22 protein-coding genes are annotated in these 19,119 nt (G+C 66.8%); 1 reads left to right on the top strand and 21 read right to left on the bottom strand.

The annotated features are described in order from the left end of the window. Positions 1-94: 94 nt before the first annotated feature. From AC1PZ7_RS19710 to AC1PZ7_RS19740, 7 genes are all read right to left on the bottom strand, one after another. Positions 95-1,108: a phage late control D family protein gene (locus tag AC1PZ7_RS19710; RefSeq protein ID WP_482356877.1), complete on the bottom strand. Its 1,014-nt coding sequence runs from the start codon at positions 1,106-1,108 to the stop codon at positions 95-97. Further along, positions 1,108-1,335 carry a tail protein X gene (locus tag AC1PZ7_RS19715; RefSeq protein ID WP_482356878.1) on the bottom strand — a complete coding sequence of 76 codons (228 nt, stop codon included), beginning with the start codon at positions 1,333-1,335 and terminating at the stop codon, positions 1,108-1,110. The genes AC1PZ7_RS19710 and AC1PZ7_RS19715 overlap by 1 nt, the downstream gene beginning before the upstream one ends. Continuing rightward, a complete protein-coding gene (locus tag AC1PZ7_RS19720; RefSeq protein ID WP_482356879.1) occupies positions 1,332-1,703 on the bottom strand; it encodes a phage tail protein in 372 nt (123 codons plus the stop codon). The genes AC1PZ7_RS19715 and AC1PZ7_RS19720 overlap by 4 nt, the downstream gene beginning before the upstream one ends. 3 nt (positions 1,704-1,706) lie before the next feature. Next, complete coding sequence (locus tag AC1PZ7_RS19725; RefSeq protein WP_482356880.1) at positions 1,707-3,788, bottom strand: phage tail tape measure protein; 2,082 nt, start codon at positions 3,786-3,788, stop codon at positions 1,707-1,709. A gap of 181 nt (positions 3,789-3,969) precedes the next feature. Then, complete coding sequence (locus tag AC1PZ7_RS19730) at positions 3,970-4,425, bottom strand: phage tail assembly protein (protein ID WP_482356881.1); 456 nt, start codon at positions 4,423-4,425, stop codon at positions 3,970-3,972. A gap of 72 nt (positions 4,426-4,497) precedes the next feature. Next, the gene (locus AC1PZ7_RS19735) at positions 4,498-5,031 is read right to left on the bottom strand and encodes a phage major tail tube protein (RefSeq protein WP_482356882.1); all 534 of its coding nucleotides are present in this window, start codon (positions 5,029-5,031) and stop codon (positions 4,498-4,500) included. Positions 5,032-5,046: 15 nt separating this feature from the next. Beyond that, positions 5,047-6,516: a hypothetical protein gene (locus AC1PZ7_RS19740; protein ID WP_482356883.1), complete on the bottom strand. Its 1,470-nt coding sequence runs from the start codon at positions 6,514-6,516 to the stop codon at positions 5,047-5,049. 185 nt (positions 6,517-6,701) lie between these two features. Here AC1PZ7_RS19740 and AC1PZ7_RS19745 point away from each other — a divergent pair, with 185 nt between their 5' ends. After that, on the top strand, positions 6,702-7,301 hold the full coding sequence (locus AC1PZ7_RS19745) for a hypothetical protein (RefSeq protein ID WP_482356884.1): 600 nt from the start codon (positions 6,702-6,704) through the stop codon (positions 7,299-7,301). A 32-nt stretch (positions 7,302-7,333) separates the two neighbouring features. On the opposite strand, the gene AC1PZ7_RS19750 is transcribed toward AC1PZ7_RS19745, so the two are convergent. The 14 genes from AC1PZ7_RS19750 to AC1PZ7_RS19815 are packed head-to-tail and all read right to left on the bottom strand — an operon-like array spanning position 7,334 to position 19,119. Then, positions 7,334-7,744: a hypothetical protein gene (locus tag AC1PZ7_RS19750; protein ID WP_482356885.1), complete on the bottom strand. Its 411-nt coding sequence runs from the start codon at positions 7,742-7,744 to the stop codon at positions 7,334-7,336. Beyond that, entirely contained in the window at positions 7,741-9,087 is a 1,347-nt protein-coding gene (locus AC1PZ7_RS19755; protein WP_482356886.1) for a hypothetical protein, read from the bottom strand. Before AC1PZ7_RS19755 ends, AC1PZ7_RS19750 begins: the two co-directional genes overlap by 4 nt. Next, positions 9,084-9,527, bottom strand: a complete 444-nt coding sequence (locus AC1PZ7_RS19760) for a hypothetical protein (protein WP_482356887.1) — start codon at positions 9,525-9,527, stop codon at positions 9,084-9,086. Before AC1PZ7_RS19760 ends, AC1PZ7_RS19755 begins: the two co-directional genes overlap by 4 nt. Continuing rightward, positions 9,527-9,754: a hypothetical protein gene (locus AC1PZ7_RS19765; protein WP_482356888.1), complete on the bottom strand. Its 228-nt coding sequence runs from the start codon at positions 9,752-9,754 to the stop codon at positions 9,527-9,529. The genes AC1PZ7_RS19760 and AC1PZ7_RS19765 overlap by 1 nt, the downstream gene beginning before the upstream one ends. After that, entirely contained in the window at positions 9,754-11,016 is a 1,263-nt protein-coding gene (locus tag AC1PZ7_RS19770) for a hypothetical protein (protein WP_482356889.1), read from the bottom strand. The genes AC1PZ7_RS19765 and AC1PZ7_RS19770 overlap by 1 nt, the downstream gene beginning before the upstream one ends. An 8-nt stretch (positions 11,017-11,024) precedes the next feature. Further along, the gene (locus tag AC1PZ7_RS19775; RefSeq protein ID WP_482356890.1) at positions 11,025-14,258 is read right to left on the bottom strand and encodes a DUF4815 domain-containing protein; all 3,234 of its coding nucleotides are present in this window, start codon (positions 14,256-14,258) and stop codon (positions 11,025-11,027) included. Continuing rightward, the gene (locus AC1PZ7_RS19780) at positions 14,258-15,433 is read right to left on the bottom strand and encodes a phage tail protein (protein WP_482356891.1); all 1,176 of its coding nucleotides are present in this window, start codon (positions 15,431-15,433) and stop codon (positions 14,258-14,260) included. Before AC1PZ7_RS19780 ends, AC1PZ7_RS19775 begins: the two co-directional genes overlap by 1 nt. Further along, positions 15,430-16,311, bottom strand: coding sequence for a baseplate J protein (locus tag AC1PZ7_RS19785; protein WP_482356892.1), 882 nt, complete (start codon positions 16,309-16,311; stop codon positions 15,430-15,432). The genes AC1PZ7_RS19780 and AC1PZ7_RS19785 overlap by 4 nt, the downstream gene beginning before the upstream one ends. Then, positions 16,308-16,691: a GPW/gp25 family protein gene (locus tag AC1PZ7_RS19790; RefSeq protein WP_482356893.1), complete on the bottom strand. Its 384-nt coding sequence runs from the start codon at positions 16,689-16,691 to the stop codon at positions 16,308-16,310. The genes AC1PZ7_RS19785 and AC1PZ7_RS19790 overlap by 4 nt, the downstream gene beginning before the upstream one ends. A 47-nt stretch (positions 16,692-16,738) precedes the next feature. Further along, a complete protein-coding gene (locus AC1PZ7_RS19795; protein WP_482356894.1) occupies positions 16,739-16,918 on the bottom strand; it encodes a hypothetical protein in 180 nt (59 codons plus the stop codon). Positions 16,919-16,929: 11 nt separating this feature from the next. After that, positions 16,930-17,550, bottom strand: a complete 621-nt coding sequence (locus AC1PZ7_RS19800; protein ID WP_482356895.1) for a hypothetical protein — start codon at positions 17,548-17,550, stop codon at positions 16,930-16,932. Then, positions 17,547-18,137 carry a hypothetical protein gene (locus tag AC1PZ7_RS19805; protein ID WP_482356896.1) on the bottom strand — a complete coding sequence of 197 codons (591 nt, stop codon included), beginning with the start codon at positions 18,135-18,137 and terminating at the stop codon, positions 17,547-17,549. The genes AC1PZ7_RS19800 and AC1PZ7_RS19805 overlap by 4 nt, the downstream gene beginning before the upstream one ends. After that, the gene (locus AC1PZ7_RS19810) at positions 18,137-18,640 is read right to left on the bottom strand and encodes a phage virion morphogenesis protein (RefSeq protein WP_482356897.1); all 504 of its coding nucleotides are present in this window, start codon (positions 18,638-18,640) and stop codon (positions 18,137-18,139) included. Before AC1PZ7_RS19810 ends, AC1PZ7_RS19805 begins: the two co-directional genes overlap by 1 nt. Beyond that, a complete protein-coding gene (locus tag AC1PZ7_RS19815) occupies positions 18,640-19,119 on the bottom strand; it encodes a phage protein Gp36 family protein (protein WP_482356898.1) in 480 nt (159 codons plus the stop codon). The genes AC1PZ7_RS19810 and AC1PZ7_RS19815 overlap by 1 nt, the downstream gene beginning before the upstream one ends.

Here is a 19,119-nt window from a genome sequence, read left to right on the forward strand (position 1 = left end):
CGTCCGAGCTTGGGGCGGGGTTGCGGTCATGTCTGCGCGCCGCACGCGGGGCGTGTCGCAAAACTTGCCCGCGCCGGGGTCCACCCGGACCCCGTCACTCATCACCGCTCTTCCCTCCTTCAGGTTTTGCCGTCACGTCGATCGTCGACAGGACGGGCGAGCCCTTTTGCCAGTTGGTCGAAATCCGCTCGCTCGGCCAGGTGCCGTCGATCCCCTCGCCGAATCCGCTCGCCTCGACGAGGGCGCCGGCCGAATAGACCGGATCGAACTCCACCACGAAGAAGCCGGAACCCGTCTGTGTGTTGAGCTCGCGGGCTCGCGCTTCCGCCGCCGCCTCGGCCTCTGCTTCGGTGGCGCGCGGGTGAATGAGATTGTTCGTCGGCCCCTCGCTGCCGGCGCTTTTCTCGGCCAGCTTGCGCCGGCCGCTGGCCGGGTCCTGCCACGCCGCGGCCACCTTGCCGAAGCGCGGGCGCGGCTCGCCCTCGACATTCCAGCCGGAGCTGCCCACACGCTGCACCCGGATGCGCGGCAGCTCGGTGCCAGCGGCATCCGTGCCGGCGCCGCGGCGCACCACGGCGAGCTTCTCGCCGCCCGGCTTCACGACGCCCCCGTGCTCGGCCGCGAGGCGGGAGGCGAAGTCGATTGGCGAGGCCTCCCAGCGCAGCACGTAGGGTATGCGCACCTCGGCAAGCTGCGGATCGATGGCAAGAGAGAAACCGGCCGAGCGCGCCGCCTCGCCCAGGATGTAGGCAAGGCTCTGGTTGTCGAAATGCATGGTGCCGCCGGCCTTCACCTCGCCGGTATAGGTGAGCGCTCGAGCCGTCATCACCATCGCCTCGGCGCCGCCGGGCTCCCAGCCTAGGCCGTATTTCTCGATCTTGAAGGCACCAAGCGGGCGCACCTGCGTCTCCTCGTAACCGGCCCACGGCTTGAGGAGATCGCCCTCCTTCGGCAATGGCAATTGCCGGAGGTCGTCGTTGAGGAATACCTGCAGCTGGTCATTCTGGTTGCCGACCTCATCGGTCAGCGATGCGCCGAGAAAATAGGCCGCCATCGAGCCCATAAGGTTCGTGTCGCCTTTGAAAAGCTGGAAGACCGGGGTTTTCATCAATCGCCCCAGATCCGCGGCACCTTCACGGACGCTTTCGCCGTCCCGCGCGGCGGCAGCTTGATATCGGTGCCGACCGGGAAGTGCGGCCCCTTGCGGGCGAGGCCAGGATTGAGGTCGAGAATGGCCTCGACCGTGCCGCCTTTCTCGGTGCCGAGCTCGGCGCGGGCGATCCTGTCCAGGCGCTCGCCGTCGCGCGTCGTGCGGTAGATGCGATCGACCGTCATACCGTCCGCAACTCCACCTCGAATCCGAGCTTCTGGCCGCCGTACTCGGACAGGTCGGACACACGCTCGACCGCGAAAGTGCCGAGCACCGTGCCGACGAAGCCGGCCGCCATCTGGATCACGGGGAGCGCACGGCCGCTGTGCTGGCTGGCGCGGATCGCCTGATAGTCGGGAAGGCCGCCAATGGCTGACGGGAACAGCACACCCATGATGACAAAGGTGTCCCGGCGCATGCCATGAAACTGCGCACCGTCCGCCCCTCCCCAGCGAGGGAACTCCGCAAGGACCGCCTCGGTGGTGAACTCCATTTCCCGACCATTGAGCCCCACGGGTCGGAATACATGCGGGCCGACGCACATCAGCGCCATGGATCAACCCACCGTGTCATTGAGAGCGCTCGCACCGGAGCCGAGCCGCGCCAGACGACGATCGACCGCCCGCGCCGAACGCTGCGGGTCGGAAGCGCCGTAGATATTGATGGTGTTGGCCTGGGCGACGGAACGCGAGTTGTTGATCGAGCTCGTTCGCTTCGGCTTCGAGGGCGGCAGCGGAACCGGTGAGCCGTCTTTCATCGTGGCGCCGCCGCCCGGCGCAAACTGCGGCGAGATAGTGGGCGTGGCGGTGAAGTTGAAAAGTTGCCGAATGCGATCGGCTATCGCCTGAGCCTCCTGTACAGCCTGCTCGCCCTCCGAACCGATCGCCTTGGCGACCGCCGCCATGGATTGAGTGGCAGCCTCGGCCGCGCCCGGCACCTTCATCGCCGCCTCAATCTCGGCGTTTATCTGGTTCGCTTGAGCCCGGAGATTGAGAAGGCGTTGCTGCGCCCCGATGTCGCCCTTACTCGCGGCCGCTTCGTCGGCCGCGATCTCGTGCTCCAGTTCCAGCTGCCGCTGCACGGCGCCGATGATAGGATGATCCTTCTGCCCCGTCGCGAGCGTGACCTCGCGCTTGAGGGACGGATCGTTATTCAGCTTCTCCTGCTGCTCGGGGGTCAGATCCTCACCCTTCGCCCGCTTCGCCGCCATCTCCTCGATCTGCGCCGATCGGTCGAAAGCGGCGTTGATCTTCTCCAGGAGAGAGGCAACGGCATCCGCGGCTCCTCCGATGGCGGGGGTCAGCCACTTGCCGATGTTCGCCCCGAGGGCAGCGAACTGGTTGCCGGCCTTGGTGAGTTTGGACGAGGTCAGTTCGTCGAAAATGCTGAATGCGCGCTCGACAGACCCCTTGCTGCGCGCCGGATCATTGATCATGTCGAGCGCCTTGATGATCAGATCCAAAGACTGCGCCATGCGGGCAGCGTCGTCCGCGTATTCAAGGCCCATGAGGTCGGTGAGAACACCCATCTGCTTTTCGGGCTTGAGTTCCTTGATGCGACGGAACACCTCGACGATCGCTTCGGCCGGCCCTTCCGCGATCATCTTGGACAGTTGCTTGCTCGACAGGCCGAGCTCCTTCAGCCCGCCCTGGAACGCCTTGCTCTGCTTCGAGGAGGTCTGGAGCTTTGTGAGTAGTGAGTTGAACCCGGTACTCGCCACCTCGGACGAAACGCCGAGCGAGAGAATGGCCGACCCGAAAGCAGCGGCTTCGGCCTCGGCCAGGCCGAAGATGCGTGCCTGCCCGCCGGTGCGCGAGAGGAACTCCATGATGTCCGCTTCCTTCGCGGCCATGTTGTCGCCGAGATAGTTCACGGCGTCGGCGAGCGCCTCGATCTGCTCCTGGTTGAGCTGGAAGACATTGCCGAGCTTGGCTAGACGGTCTCCGCTTTCCTCGGCGGAGAGCCCGAAGGCGACCGCGGCCTTGGCCGCAAAGGTTCCAAAGCGTGCAAGATCCTCCACCGGGCGCCCGGCGAAGCCGGCCTGGGCAACCAGCTTGGCAATCTCCTCCTTGGCGAGGGGGGTTGTCCGGCTCAGGCTTAGGATAGTCTGCTCCAGCGCATCGAACTCAGCTTGGGGCATCTCCACGGCCTTGCGGACCTCGGCCATGGCATTCTCGAAGGAAACAGCCTGCGAGACAGCGCCGCCGAGAGCCGCGCTCACGCCTGCTACGGCCAGCGCTGCCCCCCCGCCCGCGACGCCCAGGCCGCGCCCGGCGAGCCCATACACCAGCGGTGACGCTCCAGCTGCGGCCGCCGCCTCTTCTGCGCCGGCGAAAGCGCCGGCGCGTACTCCGCCCGCCCCCCGAACCGCACCGCCGAGGCCGGCGGGCGGAAGAAAACGGCCGCGCGCATCTCGTAGGCGGGCGGCACTGCGATCAAGCTTGCGCATCGCCGCGTCGGCTTTATTCGCCTCACCGGTGACCTTCGTAAGATCGCCGGCAAGCCGCTGGCCGCCGCGGGCACCATTCAGACGTCTGGCCGCGCGATCAATGTCACGCAGGTCCTTCTCCGCCTTGTTCGCAGGACCCGACAATTGGTTGACCAGCCGGAGACGCAACGCGACGTCGAGATTGCTCATGCGTCATCCCCGGTGGCGCGAGCGGCGAGCAGGCGCAACGGCGCCCAGCGTTCGCGGTCGATGTCCCGCGCTTCATGAAACCAGAGGAGGACCTCGTCCCAAAACATGGCCATGACCGCGGGCAATGGTGTGCTGAAGGTGGCACTGACGCGGCCCGCTACGGCCCGCCAGTCCGCCGGGTTCACTTGAAGCCGAACACCGCCTTCAGCAGTCGGGGCAAAAAACCGGAACAGACCCCCGTCACCGCGAGGCCGTCCTCAGCATCGAGCCCGCGCAGCACCGCCGACGGCAGGCCGGTCATCACGGAATAAACCTGGTAGAGGTCGAGATTGCGAGAGCCGCTGCCCATGACGTCACCGACCTCCTGCGTCGTCAGGCGACGAATGCGGATGGTCTCGTGACGCACGCCGTCGAAATCGAACGGAAAAAGCAGAGGAAGGGTTTTCTCGCGGGCCGCGCTATCCGCGAAGGCAAGCTGCGCGATGTCCATCATGGGCGCCGCCGGTGCGGCGCTCCGGCGTTCCTCGCCTCGCCCCATTGCGCCTTCGCCCCCGGCCTCCATCGGCTTTCCGCTCGCGGGCATGATCGGGGTCAGAGCGGGTTCGCCGTCGATCGGCGGTGGCAGGGCTTCGGCCATGGCAATCACCTCGGGGACAGGGCTTGCGCCTCGGGACAGGAGGGCTTTCAAGGCGCCTTCAAGGGCGCGGGATCAGAGCGTGGCGCCACCGGAAATCCGCAGGATGCGGTTGTCGTCGTCGCTGCCGGCAGTGATGCCGTAGCCGGACCAGGTGTTGGTCCAGAAGTTGAAGCGCGCGACGATGCCGTAGCCCTCGATCACGTCCTCATATTCCGTGATGGACTTGATCAGGTGGCCGTAACCTTTGACGCCGCGGCCGGCCATTTCCTCCGGCGTGTTCTCGGCGGAAATGCCCCGTACGGTGATGATGCGCTCACGCTTGACGCCGGAGCGCTCGTCCTGGAGCAACTCGTAGATGGTGTAGAGCCGCGCGTGAGAGAGGCTCATGCCCATCGTGCCGAGCTCGCCGGGATGCGCCGAGGTCAGGTTGTAGCCCAGCGTCAATGGCTCGATGGCACCGATCGGCACGTCGAGATCCATGATGCCGCCGCCCGGCGAAAGCGTCTCGGTCTTCACGCGCGGCGTCGGAAGCTGGTAGCTGCGCAGCTTCTGCCAGTGGTTCCATCCCTCGCTGTAGAGGTTGCCGCCCTTGCGAACGAATTCCATGGGTCAGTCTCCCGATCAGGCCGCGAGGGTAACGGCGTCGTAGCCGCCGAGCGCGCGCTGGATGTCGGCCGCGAGAATGTCGAAGGCCGGGCTGTAGGGCCGCATGCCGAACTGCATGTCCGACAGGATCGGCGTGTTCTCGTGCGGCAGCTCGATCCGCAGGATGCCCTGGCGCATGTTGGCGTTCGGGTTGAGCGCCCGGTCGAAATACCGGGTGTAGCCCAGCACCACGCCGAGCCCGACGAGCTCGTCGAGGAACTGCTCGACCGTCTTCACCACCATCAGGGCGTTGTGCGCGGTGAAGTTCTCGCCGCGCCATTTGCGCAGGGCGCCCGGCAGAGAGGCGCGGATGGCGTTCTCGGTGCGGACCTTGTTGACGAAGCGCCAGTTCGTGTCGTTCGACAGCGTCTCGGAGCCGTACAGCTCCTTGCCTTCGATGAAGGTGTTCACGCCACAAGTCGAGACGAGGAAGTTCGCCTCGTGGTCGACCTCGCCATCATAGTAGGAGATCGGCCGCGCCGTGCCGACGATGCCGCTCGACGTCTGGTTTTCCGGGCTCCAATAGGGTCCGCCGCGAGCACGGTCGCGCTTGGCGAACATCGCCGCGACGGTGGCGGAGGCCGGACGCGTGAGGATCGTGTCGTCGGAGCCGTCGAGCACGGCAAAGCGGCGCACGGCCGGGTCGATGGCGTAGAGGTAGCGGCCGTCGTCGCGGCGCAGGCGTTCCGCCCACAGGGCGGCGGCCGTGCGGTCGAGGTTCGGCCCGTCGACGATGCCAATCGCCAGCATGCGCTTGCACACGGCCGACATGGCAAGCGCGACCGGATTGGCGACCGGGCCGGTGCCGACCGTGCAGGTGGCGCCCTCGCCATTGCCGGCGATGGTGCAGGTCACGGCGCCGACGATGCCGATGCCCGCATTGTCGATGGTGACGCCGATGACCTTGCCCGCCTCGATGACGCAGGTGCCGGTCGGCACCACCAGGGCGCCGGCCGACACGAAGGTCGCCGTCGCCTGGGTGTAGCCCGAGCCTTCCGCGGTCATGGTGACGAGGGTCGCGCCGATCAGGCTGTCATTGGTGAAGCCGGGCGAAATAACGAGACCCGGCCGGACCAGCGTCTGCGCGCGTGCATCGAGCAGGCCCCACAGGCCGGTGCGGTCGGACGGGTCGCCGATGATGGCGCCGAGCTGCTCGTTGCGCGTCTCCCGCTTCTCGACGCGACGCACGAGGATGGAGGCGGCGACGCCTTCGGAGAGGATGTCGTCGATCGCATCGCCGATCTCGCCGGCGTCACCGAGCTGGGCGATCTTGTCCGCCTCGTCGCCATAGAGATGAACGTTGGTCTCCAACGGGAAGACGCTCGGGTTCGCCTCGTCGGCCGGCGCGACGATGGTGAGTGTCGAGAAATCCGGCGTGACGACGGTGCGCGCATCCTCGCCCGCGTCGAGGAAGCGAACGCCGTGGTTCTTGGTGAGGGCTGCCATGCCTTTTGCGCCTTGACCGTGAGAGGATCGAAGGCGAGGCTAGGTGGCAACGCAGGAAGGCGCGCCGGTGACAGATGTCACCGGCCTGAGCTGTTGGCATCAACCTGGAAGCGAGCTCTTGTTCGTGTTCGATTCTTCATTATATTAGTTTGGTCAATTGATATTGATCAGGACCTTCTGACGGCATGCATCCAGTAGCAATAGAGCAAGCAAAGCAGCGCCTTCGTTCTGCATGTCGATCAATTGAAGAAATGACGGACGCCGATAGCTACGATTCGTTTTCTGATGCATGGAACTCTTTTCTTCTAAGCTTTCACGGATTTTATTCAAAACTGACGATTGGCGCGAAAAATGTTCCGCAAAGCCGACAATGGATAGGCGGAGAGAAGTTTTTTCGAAAGAACGACGATCTATTAAGGTATCTCCACCAAGCTAGAAATGCCCATGAGCACGGCCTTATTGATGTTATGAAGCTTGATCCTGGCGGCATTACGATTGGTGGAAATAGAGGTCCGGTTAGATTGTCAATGCTGGCCATTTTTAAAGACGGATCGGTCTTAACCGACGCGGATCCGCCTGATAATTTAGATATCCGTGTTAAAGGTCCCAAAGCTATCTTACAACGAGTGTACGACGACAGAAATAAAGTCTGGCATAATCCGCCGCTAATTCACTTAGGTCAGCGCATTTCCGACCCATCTCCATTAATCGTAGCAAATCTGGCAAAATCCTACTTGCAAAAGATGATAAACGAGGCCGAGAAGCTTCCTGCCGATCAATCCTAAATTGACCGGCAGAGGTCTGGTCTTCCTTCGAATCACGTAGAGCTGAGAGGTGCTGGCGCGCCGAACGAATAGGCACTGCCGGCGAACGTCGGCGTGACGCGCAGGCTCTCCAGATCCTCTGACGTCGTGATCGTGTGCAGGATCGCGCCCGTCTCGCGGTCGGCGATCAGCACGCAGGCCTCGCCCTCGATCGCCGGGTCGCGTGCCGGCCGGGCGATGATGAGGAACCACCCTTCCAGGGGGGCGCGGATCTCCTGCTCGATGGGGCCGACGTCCTGCACATCGACGGTCTCGGTACCGGTCACACGATAGACGTCGACCGCAGAGATGACGCAGGATGCGTCCCAATGCCATTCGCCCGGCTCGATGCCTTCGAGCACATAGGCAGGCAGCGCGGCCATGGCGCTTGCTTCATCCGCAAATCGCAAGAGATGGTCGATCATGCCAGCAGCCCCCGTAGCTGGTCGTCGGTGAAATTATCGTGCGGCCACAAGGCCGCGCGCTCGACGGTGCTGTTCCAAGGCGCGAGACCATGTCGATTGCCGATGCCCAGCTTCTCGAGCGTGGTCGCTGGAGGAGATGCAAGGGCGGCGCTAGCGACCGCGCCGCCGAGGAGCGTGCCGCGCAGGCCCCGCGCGGCCGACCAAGACACGGCGAGCCGAAATGGCTGGTCGGGTGTCAGTGTGGTCGATCCGCCGAGCGTGAGGTGGCCTCGATAAGCGTTCGCGACGTAATTGTAGATGGTCAGTTGGTTGCTCGATCGACCGATCGAGAAGCGGTCAGCGATGCCACTTGCGGGCGTCCAGATCAGGAGGCTGTTCTCGTCACCCGAATTCTGGCTTACCGGGCGACGGGCGGCGGCGGCGACAGTGAAACCATCAGCGAGGGCGACAGGCGACACCATACTTAAATTGTCGGCCGCCCTCGCTTGCAGGCTGCCTACCGGCACGATACGCGGCGAGCTGTGCAAAGCGCCGGTAGAGGCACAGGCGTAGTGAAGGATGCACTCCTGACCAGTGACAGCACCCGACGACCCGTTGGGATACACGTAGACGAGAGCAGAAGCGTGCTCGCCCGCGTTGATCACAGCAGATAGCCGGACCATCTGGCCGCCGTTGGGGCCGGAGCCAAGCTGCTCGACAATGATGTCGGTAGCCGCGCCCTGAGGGACGGTCATCGACCCATTCGCCCAGTTGTAGAATAGCAGCCCCAGCCACGATCCGGCCAGCAAGCCAAAGGTGGAATACGGGGCCTGGTCGGGCAGCCTCTCCAAGATGACATCCAAGCGATAGCTTTGCCCAGCGGTCATGGTCACGGTCTGATATCGAGCCTGAGAGCCCCCGACGTGGCAAATGTGCTTCGCTGCTCCGCCGCCGTTGAAGGCGCTCGTAACAGGCACGACGTTTTCTGCGAAAAAACCACTTGTCCAGTCTGTGTCACCCAGCGTGAATGCCACGGTGCTAGTGGTAATCGCCGATAGATAGCTCTCGATCCGCACGCCCAGCGGCGTCCGGGTGACCGGGTCGTGGTCGTAGCGGAGCACGCCGCTGCCGACCATCTCGTACCCGCCGGCGGCCGGCCAGCGCCCGGCCGACGACGCGCGGGCGAAGGCAAGGTCGCCACCCACTGAGCCCCAGCGCGGCGCGCCGGCGGCGTCGCGGATGCCGACCTGGCCACCCGCGAAATCGACGAGCATCGCCGCGCCGGGCGCGCCCCGAGCCGCCATCCAGCGGCCGACCTCGGACGGCCCGATGATGGCCGGGGCGCCGCCGAGCAGCACGGTCACGAGAGGTCTCCCTGCACATGCCAGGTGACGTTGGTGCCGTCATTGGCGATGACACGGGCCAGCACCAGCGCGCCGTCCGGCGGCAGCTTGGTGCCGACCGGATGGGTCTTCAGCGTCGCGCCGGCGGCGGCCGCGATCGTCACCTCGCCGGCGCCGAGGCGCGACAGCGGGATGTTCCAGCCGGTCGGGAAAACCGGGTCATTCGGGAGGGTGACGAGGCAGGCGGCCGTGAAGTGCTTTTCAAGCCCTCGACCGCCAAGCGCCGGCGACCAGGCCGCCGCGCTGATCACCTCCGGCGTGCCGCCGACGATGGCGGTGAAGATCGCCTCGACCGCCGTCGCGCGGGCTTCGAAGTCGGTCCATTCCGGCTGCATGAGAGTCTTGAGCGCCGCGACCAGGTCGGCGCGGCGGCCGGCGGGATTGCCTATGTCGATCGCCATCAGCTCTCTCCGGCCTCATAGGGTGCAATCGGGCCGGCCTGGCCGGCGATAACGCGCTCGTGGACGTCCCGGCCGGCGGGCTCGGGATCGTCGGGCGACGCGGTGAAGGGCAGATAGACCCCCTCAGCGAGATCGAGATGCGGCGGCCGCACCCTGCAGTCGATCGTGCCGGTCGCATTGATGGCCGCCGAGCCGTATTCGATCTCATAAGGCTGCACGTCAGACATCACGAGACCCTCTGCCAGAGACCAATTCGCCCGCTCGCGCCCAGCGCGAACGGCACGCCCAGGCAGCGCCACGACCCGCCGGCGAGAGTGGTGGTAATTCCGCCGATCCCATAGTCGACGGTGATCGTGGAGCCCGCGACGATGTCGCCATAGCCATTGCCGCCTGCTGTGCCGAAGGCCAGCGCGCCGATCTGCCCAAGGCTGCCGCCGATCGCGGCGTACAACCCGGCCCGGTCCTGGATGAGGACTTTGGTGGCGATGAGGTGCTGGGTGAAGGCGGTGGTCGCGATTGACGTATCGTTGTCAGTGGAAGCCGGCGATGGCGCCGACGGCGTCCCGGTGAAGGTGGGCGAGTCGAGGGTGGCCAGCGCGGCGGTCACTGCCTTCAATGCGGCCGGGGTTACGGCACGCGCGGCATCCGTGCCGGCGACGGCTTCGGCATTCGTCGCCAGCTCGACAACGCCGGTCACGATCGCCGTCGCGGGCTGCTTGATGCCGAGCCAGAGATTGAGGACCGACGAGTACGGCAGGAGCTCCTTGATGCCCGCGCCGAACCCGAGCGTCGTCAGCAGGGCGTCGGCGTTGGCGTCGTCCAGAAGCGACCGCACGAAGGGCGTGACGCCGAGCGTGGTCAGAGCCTCCGAGGCACTGGCGTCGTCGAGCAGGCCCCGGATGAAGGCCGTCACGCCGAGGTTTGTCAGGGCCTGCGCCCGCTGGGCGGGCGATAGCGTCTGCGCAGCATCGAAGCGCAGCCGGTAGCCCAGCGCGGTCGAGATCGTGGTGGCGAATGCCGGATCGGAGCCGAGCGCCGCCGCCAGCTCGGCGAAGGTGTCGAGCGCCGCCGGCGCCGCGCCGGCGAGCGAGGCGATGGCCTCCGCGATCTTCGCATCGACGGTGCCTTCCCAACTCGGCACATCGCCAAGGTTAAGCGTTGCCGCCACCCAGCGGGTGCCGACACGCTTGATCACCATGCTGTTGGCCGGGTCGGCGGCATCGACGTCGGACAGGTCGTCGAGGGCGTGCAGGTGCGCAAGAGCCGCCTTGTCGGCGAGAGCCTCCACCAGTCCGATGATGGCGCCCATGGCGTGCGTATGCTCCGCCGGGGCTTTGCCCGCGACGGCCGCCGCAAGGGCGGCGAGCGCAGCGTCGACCAGGGCGAAGGCCTCCGCGGTGCGCGGGATGTCATAGTCCTGCGTATTGCCATCGAACACGGGCACCGGGAGGCCGTAATGCTCGGTCCTGCTGTCGATCATGTCGGGCATGGCAGACCTCAGATGGTGGCGAAGCGAGGCTCGGCGACGGACGGCCGGGCCGCCGGCGTCCCTGCCAGCTCGATCTTGATGCGGACGGCGTCGGCGGTGAGCGATGCCAGCTCGTGCCGGCGCTCGATCCAGCCGTCATTGAGCACGGCGGTGGTGTCGATCGGCATGGCCGACCAGACATCATCCGCCTTGTCGATCGTCAGCGTGGCGGATGACCCGGCCGGCAGGAGCGCCTTGTAATGGGCGATCGCCGTCACGCCGGTCGCGCCATCGAAGGCCCGGCAGACATAGTCGCCGGTGGCGCGCAGCTTGCCAGCGAGCACGGTCACGCCCGGAAAAAGCACCGGGCTCACCTTGCTGGTGCCGCGAAGCACAGCCCACACCTTGACCGCCTCGGTGATGTAGCTGTCGAGCTCGACATTGTCGTTGGGCAGGAGGCGGAAGACGCCGCCGGACGCGCGCTCGACCTCGAAGTACAGCTCGCAGGCGTCGGTCGGAAGCTGCACCGTGGCGCGGATCTTGATGTCCGAGCAGTCGACGAGATTGACGGTCCCGAGCAGCACCCGGCGCGAGGTGGCGATGAATTTCGCCGCCCGGAGCCAGAAAGTCAGGTCCGAGCCCTGATGATGGTCCCACGAGACCGCATTGCTGGAGCTGTGACGGTTGCCGATCGTGTACGGATTTTTGGTCACCCACTCGTCGCGATCGTCGTCGTAGCCGCCGAGGTCGGCGATGGAGATCGAGTGCTCGTTGTCGTCGCTCTTGACCACCATCGCCCACATGCGATCGGGCGTGAGCACCACCGGCGCCTTCCAGGTGCCCTTCACCCGGTCGCCGACCGCCACCGTGGTCATCGGCACGATGGTCGAGGCCATCGTCTCGTCGGTCGGGTCGCCATCGCGCATCGGCGTCAGCTCGATGGCGATCGGGTTGCCGGCATTGCCGATCTTGCAGATCCGCACCTCGGCACTGGTGAGGTGCCGGATCTCCGGCACGGCGAAGGATTCGGCCTGCGGATCGGTACGCGTGCCGAAGGAGACAGGGCGCGAGGGCCGGCTGATGACCTGCGGCAGCTCGGGATCAGGATCCGGCTCGTCCTCCGGCGGATCGGGCGTCGGCGGCACGGGCGGCGGCGCGATCTCGATCGACACCAGCCGCTGCATGACGGTGATGTCGATCTCGCCCTGCCCGACGAACTGCGCCCAGGCTTCCACGCCGCTGGCGCCGCGCGCATAGAGCCATTTCGTGCCGGCGGTGACATTGGCCGGCACAGTGAAGGTACCGGCAATCTCGCCGTTCTCGTCACCCTCGGCCGCCGGCGGCGTGATGTCCAGGCCGTCGAAGGCGAGCACACGCAGCTCCTCTCCGGGACCGAACCCCTCGATCGTGTAGGCCACCTCGATCTGCCTGAGATAGGCGAGCGATTCCTTGCGCTGATCCACGACCTCTGTGGTGACGGTGGTGCGGTCGGTGAGGCCGGAGATCTGCTGGGTCTTGTCCGACAGCCAGTCCGTGCGGGTCTCGGACCAATAATCGACGGCGGGCGTGATCGTCAGCTTCGCCGGCAGCGGGTCGAAATTGCCATGCGGGTTGATCTTCACGCAGCCAGTCCGGCGCGGCTGCTCGATGATCAGCTCCTCGACATATTCGAGCATCACCGGCCCGGCCATCGGGATCTGATGCAGCGTCTCGTCGATGGCGAGCTGGATCGAGCCGCCGAAGACCGCTGCCGTCTGCGACTCGCCCTGGTCGCGATAGGTGTCGTCGATGCACGGATCCACAAAAAGCCCATGCTTGGCGACGGGCTCGCGGCTGTCGATGTCCCGCTTCAGCCGCTCCAGCGCCACGAGGTCGAGCAGATCGACCACGCGGTTGAGGTAGCGCCACAGCAGCGCGAGATGACACACGCGCACGCCATTGTTCGTGACGACCGGCGCGCCACGCCAGTCATTGTAGATGTCGGCGAGGCCGAGGAGATTCGATCGGTCGGCCGGCGGTTTGGGGCGCACGGCCGAGGAGACACCGCGCACATAGACCACCTGCCCGTATTCATCGAGGCACAGGCGATCCACGCGCGGCAGCTTCCACTTGTAGGCGACGAGGACCGCTGTACCGGTGACGCCGCCGGCGACCGTGACGCTCTGGACGCCGAGGTCGGCGACGGCGACCGCCTCAAGGTGGCGATAGGTGACCTGATAGCTCGACCCGACCGCCGGCTCTGTGCCCGCCGGCGACCAGTCGACCGCGTTCGCCGTCAGATCCCACGCCGTATCCGGATAGGTGGTCGCGCCCTGCGTGACGGAGATGATCTCTGTCGCGCTGGCGCGGGGCAGAGGGTCGGAGGTGCCATTCGGCGAGCCGCGCACGATGGTGTCGGTCGCCTGCTTGGTGACGATGACCGTAAGGATCTGGTCCACCGGCCCGCGATTGAGCGGGATGACGGCCGTGCCGGTCCCGGCGTCGGCAAAGACGTGCGGCTCGGCGTCGATCTGCTCGGTGTCCCATGCCAGCGGCTCGCCATAGCGCAGCGCGGCCGAGCGGGTGCGGGTGTAGCCATAGATCGAGGCCGCGCCCTCGCTGATGGCGAAGTGCATCGCGCTGCCGACCTGACCGATGGCCGTGACCTGACAGCCCTCGATGACATAATTGCCGCCCGTCACCGCCCGGTCCTTCGCCGCGATCTGCTGGGCGATCTGCGTCAGATTCGACGGGGCGGTCTGGTCGATGACCGTGCCGTCCTTGGCGAGGTAGACCCGATAGAAATCGCCGGGCTCGTCGAGCGATCGCAGCGACCAGGACACGTCCTCGATCTCACGGGCAGCGGTCGGCTCGCCCTCGGACTCGGCGCCGGGCGCGAGCCCGTACAGGGCGGGCTCGTCCTCGGCGGTGATGTAGCGCCGCACGAGGCGGATGCCGATCGACACGTCGCCGGCCAGCTCCACGTCATCGAGGACGCGCGCGGGCACGGTGCGGACGTCGCCGGCGGCATAGATCAGCCCGCCCGCGAGCGTGATGCGTCCGGCCTCGACATCGATCACGACCGCCGCATCGGCCAGCCGGTCACCGTCACGCGCCACCATGTCGCCGATCCGCTGCGCCCTTTTGCGCATGATGGACTGCAATTCGTTGTGTTCAGCGCCTTCGCCAAAGGTGCGCTCGGAGAAAACGAGGCCCGACATGGCCGGGAAGGCGGCGGATCGGTCGAAGGTGTAGGGCAGTCCGGAAGGATGCTCGTAAGCCATCAGAACCTCAGCAGGCAGGCCACGCGCTCGCGCACGGTGCGGCCGAACTCAATGTGAAAGAGCGTCTCGGCGATGATCGGCCCGGCCGGCTCCAGCTCGCCGGGCTCAAGATGCGCCGCCCCGGGCTTGAGGCCCGAGGCGGGCTGACCGGACAGGATGAAACCGACGCTCGCGGCGACGCGGCCGGCGCCCTCGCCGAAATCCGTCATGGCCTCGATGTAGAGGCGCGTCGCCGCAGCATCCGTCGGCGCGAAGCGGCTGCCGGCGATCTCGTAGATGCCGGCGGGATCGGCCTTGACGCGCCGGCGTGCCCGGGCGCGGCGATAGAACAGCACGGCGCCGGCCTCGTCCTTGAAGACCGCCCAGGCCGGGCCCGATCCGGTGGCTTCCAGCGTGGCGGCCGACGCGTTGAAGGTCTCGGTGGAGCGCCACGGCACCGCCAGCCACGGGCCGCCCCAGCGAACCGACGTGCCGCCGGCGGGCACGAAGCGCAGCGCCTCGCCATCGAGCGTCAGCGGCTCGCCGTCGATCTCAAGCGCCCATGGGTCGGGGATGCCGTGCGCGGCGAGGTCTTCGGCGGTCACCTCGTGCACGATCTCGTAGCGCCGGCCGAAGCTCCATTTGGCGCGGGCGCCGTCGATCAGGACGCCGGAATCGTCGCTCCACATCGCCTCGCCCCAGCGACGCTCGCCATATTCCAGCGCACGGACGTCGTAGCCGGCATAGGCGCGCCAGAAATCCGAGCGCAGCGGGATCGACAGCCAGGTCAGGCCGTCGATGCGGATGAGGTCGGCCTCGTCGTCGCGAACGCGGTCGAGGCCGAGCTGGCAGCAATTCCACCAGCGCCGGCGCACCGGGGCGTATTCGATCGCGGCTTCATACCCGACCCAGCCGAGCGCCATGTCGACCGCCGCCGGCGTCCCGCGCACCCGCTGCCAGTCGATGCCCTCGGCGATGAGATCGTAAAGGTTCGGCACATAGGGCGAGAGCATGCCGAGCCCGTATTCCCACACCAGATAGGGCAGAAACGACGCCGGCGGGTTGAGGATCTTCAGCCCGTGCAGGCTGTCGATCGACGGGCCGACCACATCGGTGGTGTCGACGGCACGGGCGAGCGTCCTCTCATAGACATGAGCGGAGGTCGGCAGCAGCTGCGCGGCGTCATGGGCGCTCAATAGTCCCTCCCGCGATAATTGGCTGTCACGGAACGGATCGAGATCGCCTCATAAGGCGCGGCCGTGATCTCGACGGAGGTCATGCGCGCCCGGCGAACACCCGCGATCATCGCCCGCGCCTGGACCCATTCGCCCGCGAGATCGAAGCCCATGCCGGTCTCGCTCGACCAGGCCTCCGTCACGGCGGAGGGGATCGCCTCAAGGATAGATTCCAGAGCATCGGGCAGCAGCCAGACATCGAGGGTGATGTCCGCCGCTATGAAGACCGCGGCCCGCACGTTGAAAGTGTCGTTGATGAGGCCGTGCGCCCTGCTTTCCAGCGCCGCCCGCACCTTCGCCAGCAGCGCCGCATCGGCGACGCCGGCATTGTCCGTCGACCAGATGGCGATATGGATCGTCGGGTCGCGGCCGATACGATAGGCGTGCGCGTGCTTCACCCGCACATCGGCGGCGCGGGCGATCGCCTCGTATCGCTCTTTCGGGCCGCCGGGGCTGCGGCCGGCAATGGCGAGGATGGTGCGGGATTTCACCGCGTCGTCGGCCTCGCTATACATGCGCAGCACGTCGTGGAAGATGACGAGATGATCGATGTCGCTGCCCTGGGAATAGAACAGCAGATTGGAACGCGCGGCGTCATTGACGCGGGCCCGCAGTGCCGCCTCCTCATAGGCGGCCATCTCGATGATCTTCCGGCCGGGGTCGCTCGGCAGATGCAGCGTGTCGATGGCCGGCAACGCCGGATTGGCGGCCCGCTCGATCGTCCAGAACTCTTGGAAGCGGGCGACCTTGCGCTCGGTCATCGCCTGCCAGGACAGCTCCTCAATGATCTGCGCTGGCGGCAGGCCCGCCAGTGCCGCGACCGTCACCCCGTCCGTCATGCCGCCGCACTCCCGCGCACCAGCACCGAGGCCGGAAGGGTGAAGGTGAAGCCCTCGGCGACGCTGTAATCGCCGAGGTGGCCGTAGGGATAGAAGACCTGATGGAGATCGAAGCCGATGGCGCCCTCCCGTCCGGCGAGATAGGTCGGCTCCATTCGGGCGATGCGGATGCCCGGCTCCTGCGAGTGAACCGCTTCGACGATCTCGGCGTAAGCCCTCAGCACATTGGCCGCGGTCATGTTCTCGCCGCGAAGGGCGGCGAGGTCCGAGCCATAATCGAGGTTCATGACCCGCTGGAGCTTCCGTGTCGCGAGGATGTCGCGCACGGACTGCTCGGCATGCGCACGCCCGCGCAGCAACCGGCCGGTCGCACGATCCATTCCCGTTCGCGTCGTGAGGGTCAATTCAAAGCTCCTTCAAGGCGTGATCAGTCGGCCTTGTCGGCCGCGGCCTTCTTGCCCTTGGCCGGCGGATCGGGCTGCACGGGCTCCAGGCCGCCCCAGGGCGCCTCGGCGGCGTGCTGTCGGTCATCGAGCGAGACGATCTCGCCGACCTTGCGCATGCGGCCGCCGATCGGGCGACGTTCGGTGATGCGATAGTCCTTCATGCGGTTCTCCTTCAGAGGGGCGGGCCAGAGGTGCCGGGCCCAGGCATCACGGCGATATGGACGTGATCGTTCGAGATGTTCTTGCCGTTGTGGGTGAGCGCCTCGCCGGTCAGGCCTATCGCGCCGGCGACGCTGACGGTCTCGCCATTGACGCGAACCTCGCCGCCATCGAGCGCGACCGTCGAACCGCCCGAGGTGATGACGATGCGTCCGTCCGCAATGGTGATGCGGCTTTGCCCCCGCTCCAGCACCACGTCCTCGCCGCCGGCGGGCGCGGAGTGGTCCTGGTCGAAAGGGCCGCGTACGCACCAGCTGCCTTCGCCGACCGTGCCGGACGGCGAGAGCATGCCGAACCGCTCGCCGATGGAGGGCCTGACCTTGACCTTGAGAGCGCCGGCGCTGACCGGCTGCACCGGAAGCCACGGGGACAACACCGCCTTGCCTTCGGTATTCGCGCCGAGATCAAGCCGCACCTGCCAGTCGCCGGCGACGGCACGGGTCTCGGCGACCTTTCCGGGCATGAAGACGCGCGCGACGCGCTGATGAGCCTCGCCGAGGCTGCGCTCGATCATGTCCAGCCGTCGCGCCAACTGGCGCCAGCGGAACTCTTCGCGATGCGGCGCGGCGCTCATACCGGGGCCTCCGACAGATCCGCCGGGAACTCCACGACGGAACCATCCTCGACCGCCTCGACTCCGGCATAGGGCATCCGGACCAGTGGGTCCGAGCCCATGCCGAGTAGCACCTGGCGCCAGGTCAGCGAGTAGTAGGCCGTGCCCTTCGCGTAGCTCTGCGCCGTCACGAGCGGGCGCATCTCGGCATCCTCCGGCAGCCGGAGCGATGTCAGGCCCCAGCGCGGCACGTCGAAGTCTGCGAGGATCTCGAAAAGTCCGTAGCCGAGGGCATGGGCGACGGCCTCGCGGCGCTCCGAGCGGGAGCCGATGACCGTTTCCTCCGTGACGAGATAGGCGACGAGTTCGACCGGCAGATCAAACGAACCGCCGACATGGATCGGCTGGCGCACCCGCGAGAAGGTCACGCCGATCATGGGCGGAGGGAAGACGTCGCCGGCGATGATGTCGGAGATGTCGATCCGGCCAGGCAGCTCGCGCAGCTCGACGCCGGGAAAGAGCGGCTTCAGCGTGGCGACGATCGCCGTCACCAGCTGGGCGACACGGGCGTCCTCCAGGCGTTGCGCAAGGGTTCGGGGAGCAATCATCATCGCGCTCCCGGCAAGCCGGAGACGAGGCCCGAAAGCCAGTCGAGCCCCACCCGCTCGATCTCGGTCTCGTCCTCGGCCGAGACACCGACGAAGGGACGGGCCGGGATCGTCACCTGACGGGCGAACACCGGCGTGTTGCCGACCATGAAGTGCAGCCGCGTGGCGCTCTTGGGCTTGATGACGGCACCGTCCTGGTGGACATGCGCGTGCTCCCAGGCGGCGCCAACCTCCACCTCGGACGGCGCCGCTATGAAGGCGACGCTGTCGCGCAGATGGCGGCCGGTGGCCAGGAGCGTGGACGTGCCCGCCCGGTTCTCAGGCCATGGCGTCCCGTCCGGCGCGGTCTTGGTGTCCTCGATGCGCTCGCGCGTCGAGGATTCCAGCACAGCGCCGATATCGGTCATCAGCGGCAGCGTGTCGGACAGGCCGTCCGCCAGCCGTGCCAGCATGTCACCGGGGAGCACGCCCTCGACATCGATGACCAGGCGGATGCCGTCCATCACCAGCCTCGCATGCGGTCGCGGGTGAAGACGCGCTCGGGCGCGACGACGAGCGGCTCGGACGGCCCGACAGTCGAGGGTTCGCCGGGCAGTCCGCCGCCGGGCACGCCACCGCCGCCCGGCCCGTCAAAGGTCAGTGCGCCCTTACCGGCGGCGATGGCCTCCAGCCGCTTCACCGCCACGTCGTACCGTTCCTTGATCCGCTCATTGCCGCGACCGAAGGAAAGCGCGACCCGGTAGAGCGCGATGTCGGTGGCGTAGATGCGCAGCACCTCGCGGCTGTCATCGTCGATGCGACCGAGCTCGTCGCGGGTGTAGCGGGCGAACAGCACCGCGCGGATCTCGGCGCCGACGTCGACCAGCGCCGCCTCGATGCGGGCATCGTCGCGCTCGCGCGTGGTCTCGTCGGCGGCGAGGACGGTGGCCTCGGCGGGGTAGCGCTCCAGGACGTCGGCGAGAGTGGCGAAGGCGAAGGCCAT

This window comes from Ancylobacter sp. TW_SC_1 (assembly GCF_056836805.1).

Coding starts and splice junctions, on each gene's coding strand:
- AC1PZ7_RS19775 (WP_482356890.1), bottom strand. CDS start 14,258: ATGGCTTACGAGCATCCTTCCGGACTGCCCTACACCTTCGACCGATCC.
- AC1PZ7_RS19730 (WP_482356881.1), bottom strand. CDS start 4,425: ATGGCCGAAGCCCTGCCACCGCCGATCGACGGCGAACCCGCTCTGACC.
- AC1PZ7_RS19720 (WP_482356879.1), bottom strand. CDS start 1,703: ATGGCGCTGATGTGCGTCGGCCCGCATGTATTCCGACCCGTGGGGCTC.
- AC1PZ7_RS19745 (WP_482356884.1), top strand. CDS start 6,702: ATGCATCCAGTAGCAATAGAGCAAGCAAAGCAGCGCCTTCGTTCTGCA.
- AC1PZ7_RS19795 (WP_482356894.1), bottom strand. CDS start 16,918: ATGAAGGACTATCGCATCACCGAACGTCGCCCGATCGGCGGCCGCATG.
- AC1PZ7_RS19760 (WP_482356887.1), bottom strand. CDS start 9,527: ATGGCGATCGACATAGGCAATCCCGCCGGCCGCCGCGCCGACCTGGTC.
- AC1PZ7_RS19815 (WP_482356898.1), bottom strand. CDS start 19,119: ATGGCCTTCGCCTTCGCCACTCTCGCCGACGTCCTGGAGCGCTACCCC.
- AC1PZ7_RS19735 (WP_482356882.1), bottom strand. CDS start 5,031: ATGGAATTCGTTCGCAAGGGCGGCAACCTCTACAGCGAGGGATGGAAC.
- AC1PZ7_RS19800 (WP_482356895.1), bottom strand. CDS start 17,550: ATGAGCGCCGCGCCGCATCGCGAAGAGTTCCGCTGGCGCCAGTTGGCG.
- AC1PZ7_RS19805 (WP_482356896.1), bottom strand. CDS start 18,137: ATGATTGCTCCCCGAACCCTTGCGCAACGCCTGGAGGACGCCCGTGTC.
- AC1PZ7_RS19785 (WP_482356892.1), bottom strand. CDS start 16,311: ATGACGGACGGGGTGACGGTCGCGGCACTGGCGGGCCTGCCGCCAGCG.
- AC1PZ7_RS19770 (WP_482356889.1), bottom strand. CDS start 11,016: ATGCCCGACATGATCGACAGCAGGACCGAGCATTACGGCCTCCCGGTG.
- AC1PZ7_RS19790 (WP_482356893.1), bottom strand. CDS start 16,691: ATGGATCGTGCGACCGGCCGGTTGCTGCGCGGGCGTGCGCATGCCGAG.
- AC1PZ7_RS19725 (WP_482356880.1), bottom strand. CDS start 3,788: ATGAGCAATCTCGACGTCGCGTTGCGTCTCCGGCTGGTCAACCAATTG.
- AC1PZ7_RS19740 (WP_482356883.1), bottom strand. CDS start 6,516: ATGGCAGCCCTCACCAAGAACCACGGCGTTCGCTTCCTCGACGCGGGC.
- AC1PZ7_RS19810 (WP_482356897.1), bottom strand. CDS start 18,640: ATGGACGGCATCCGCCTGGTCATCGATGTCGAGGGCGTGCTCCCCGGT.
- AC1PZ7_RS19715 (WP_482356878.1), bottom strand. CDS start 1,335: ATGACGGTCGATCGCATCTACCGCACGACGCGCGACGGCGAGCGCCTG.
- AC1PZ7_RS19710 (WP_482356877.1), bottom strand. CDS start 1,108: ATGAAAACCCCGGTCTTCCAGCTTTTCAAAGGCGACACGAACCTTATG.
- AC1PZ7_RS19750 (WP_482356885.1), bottom strand. CDS start 7,744: ATGATCGACCATCTCTTGCGATTTGCGGATGAAGCAAGCGCCATGGCC.
- AC1PZ7_RS19765 (WP_482356888.1), bottom strand. CDS start 9,754: ATGTCTGACGTGCAGCCTTATGAGATCGAATACGGCTCGGCGGCCATC.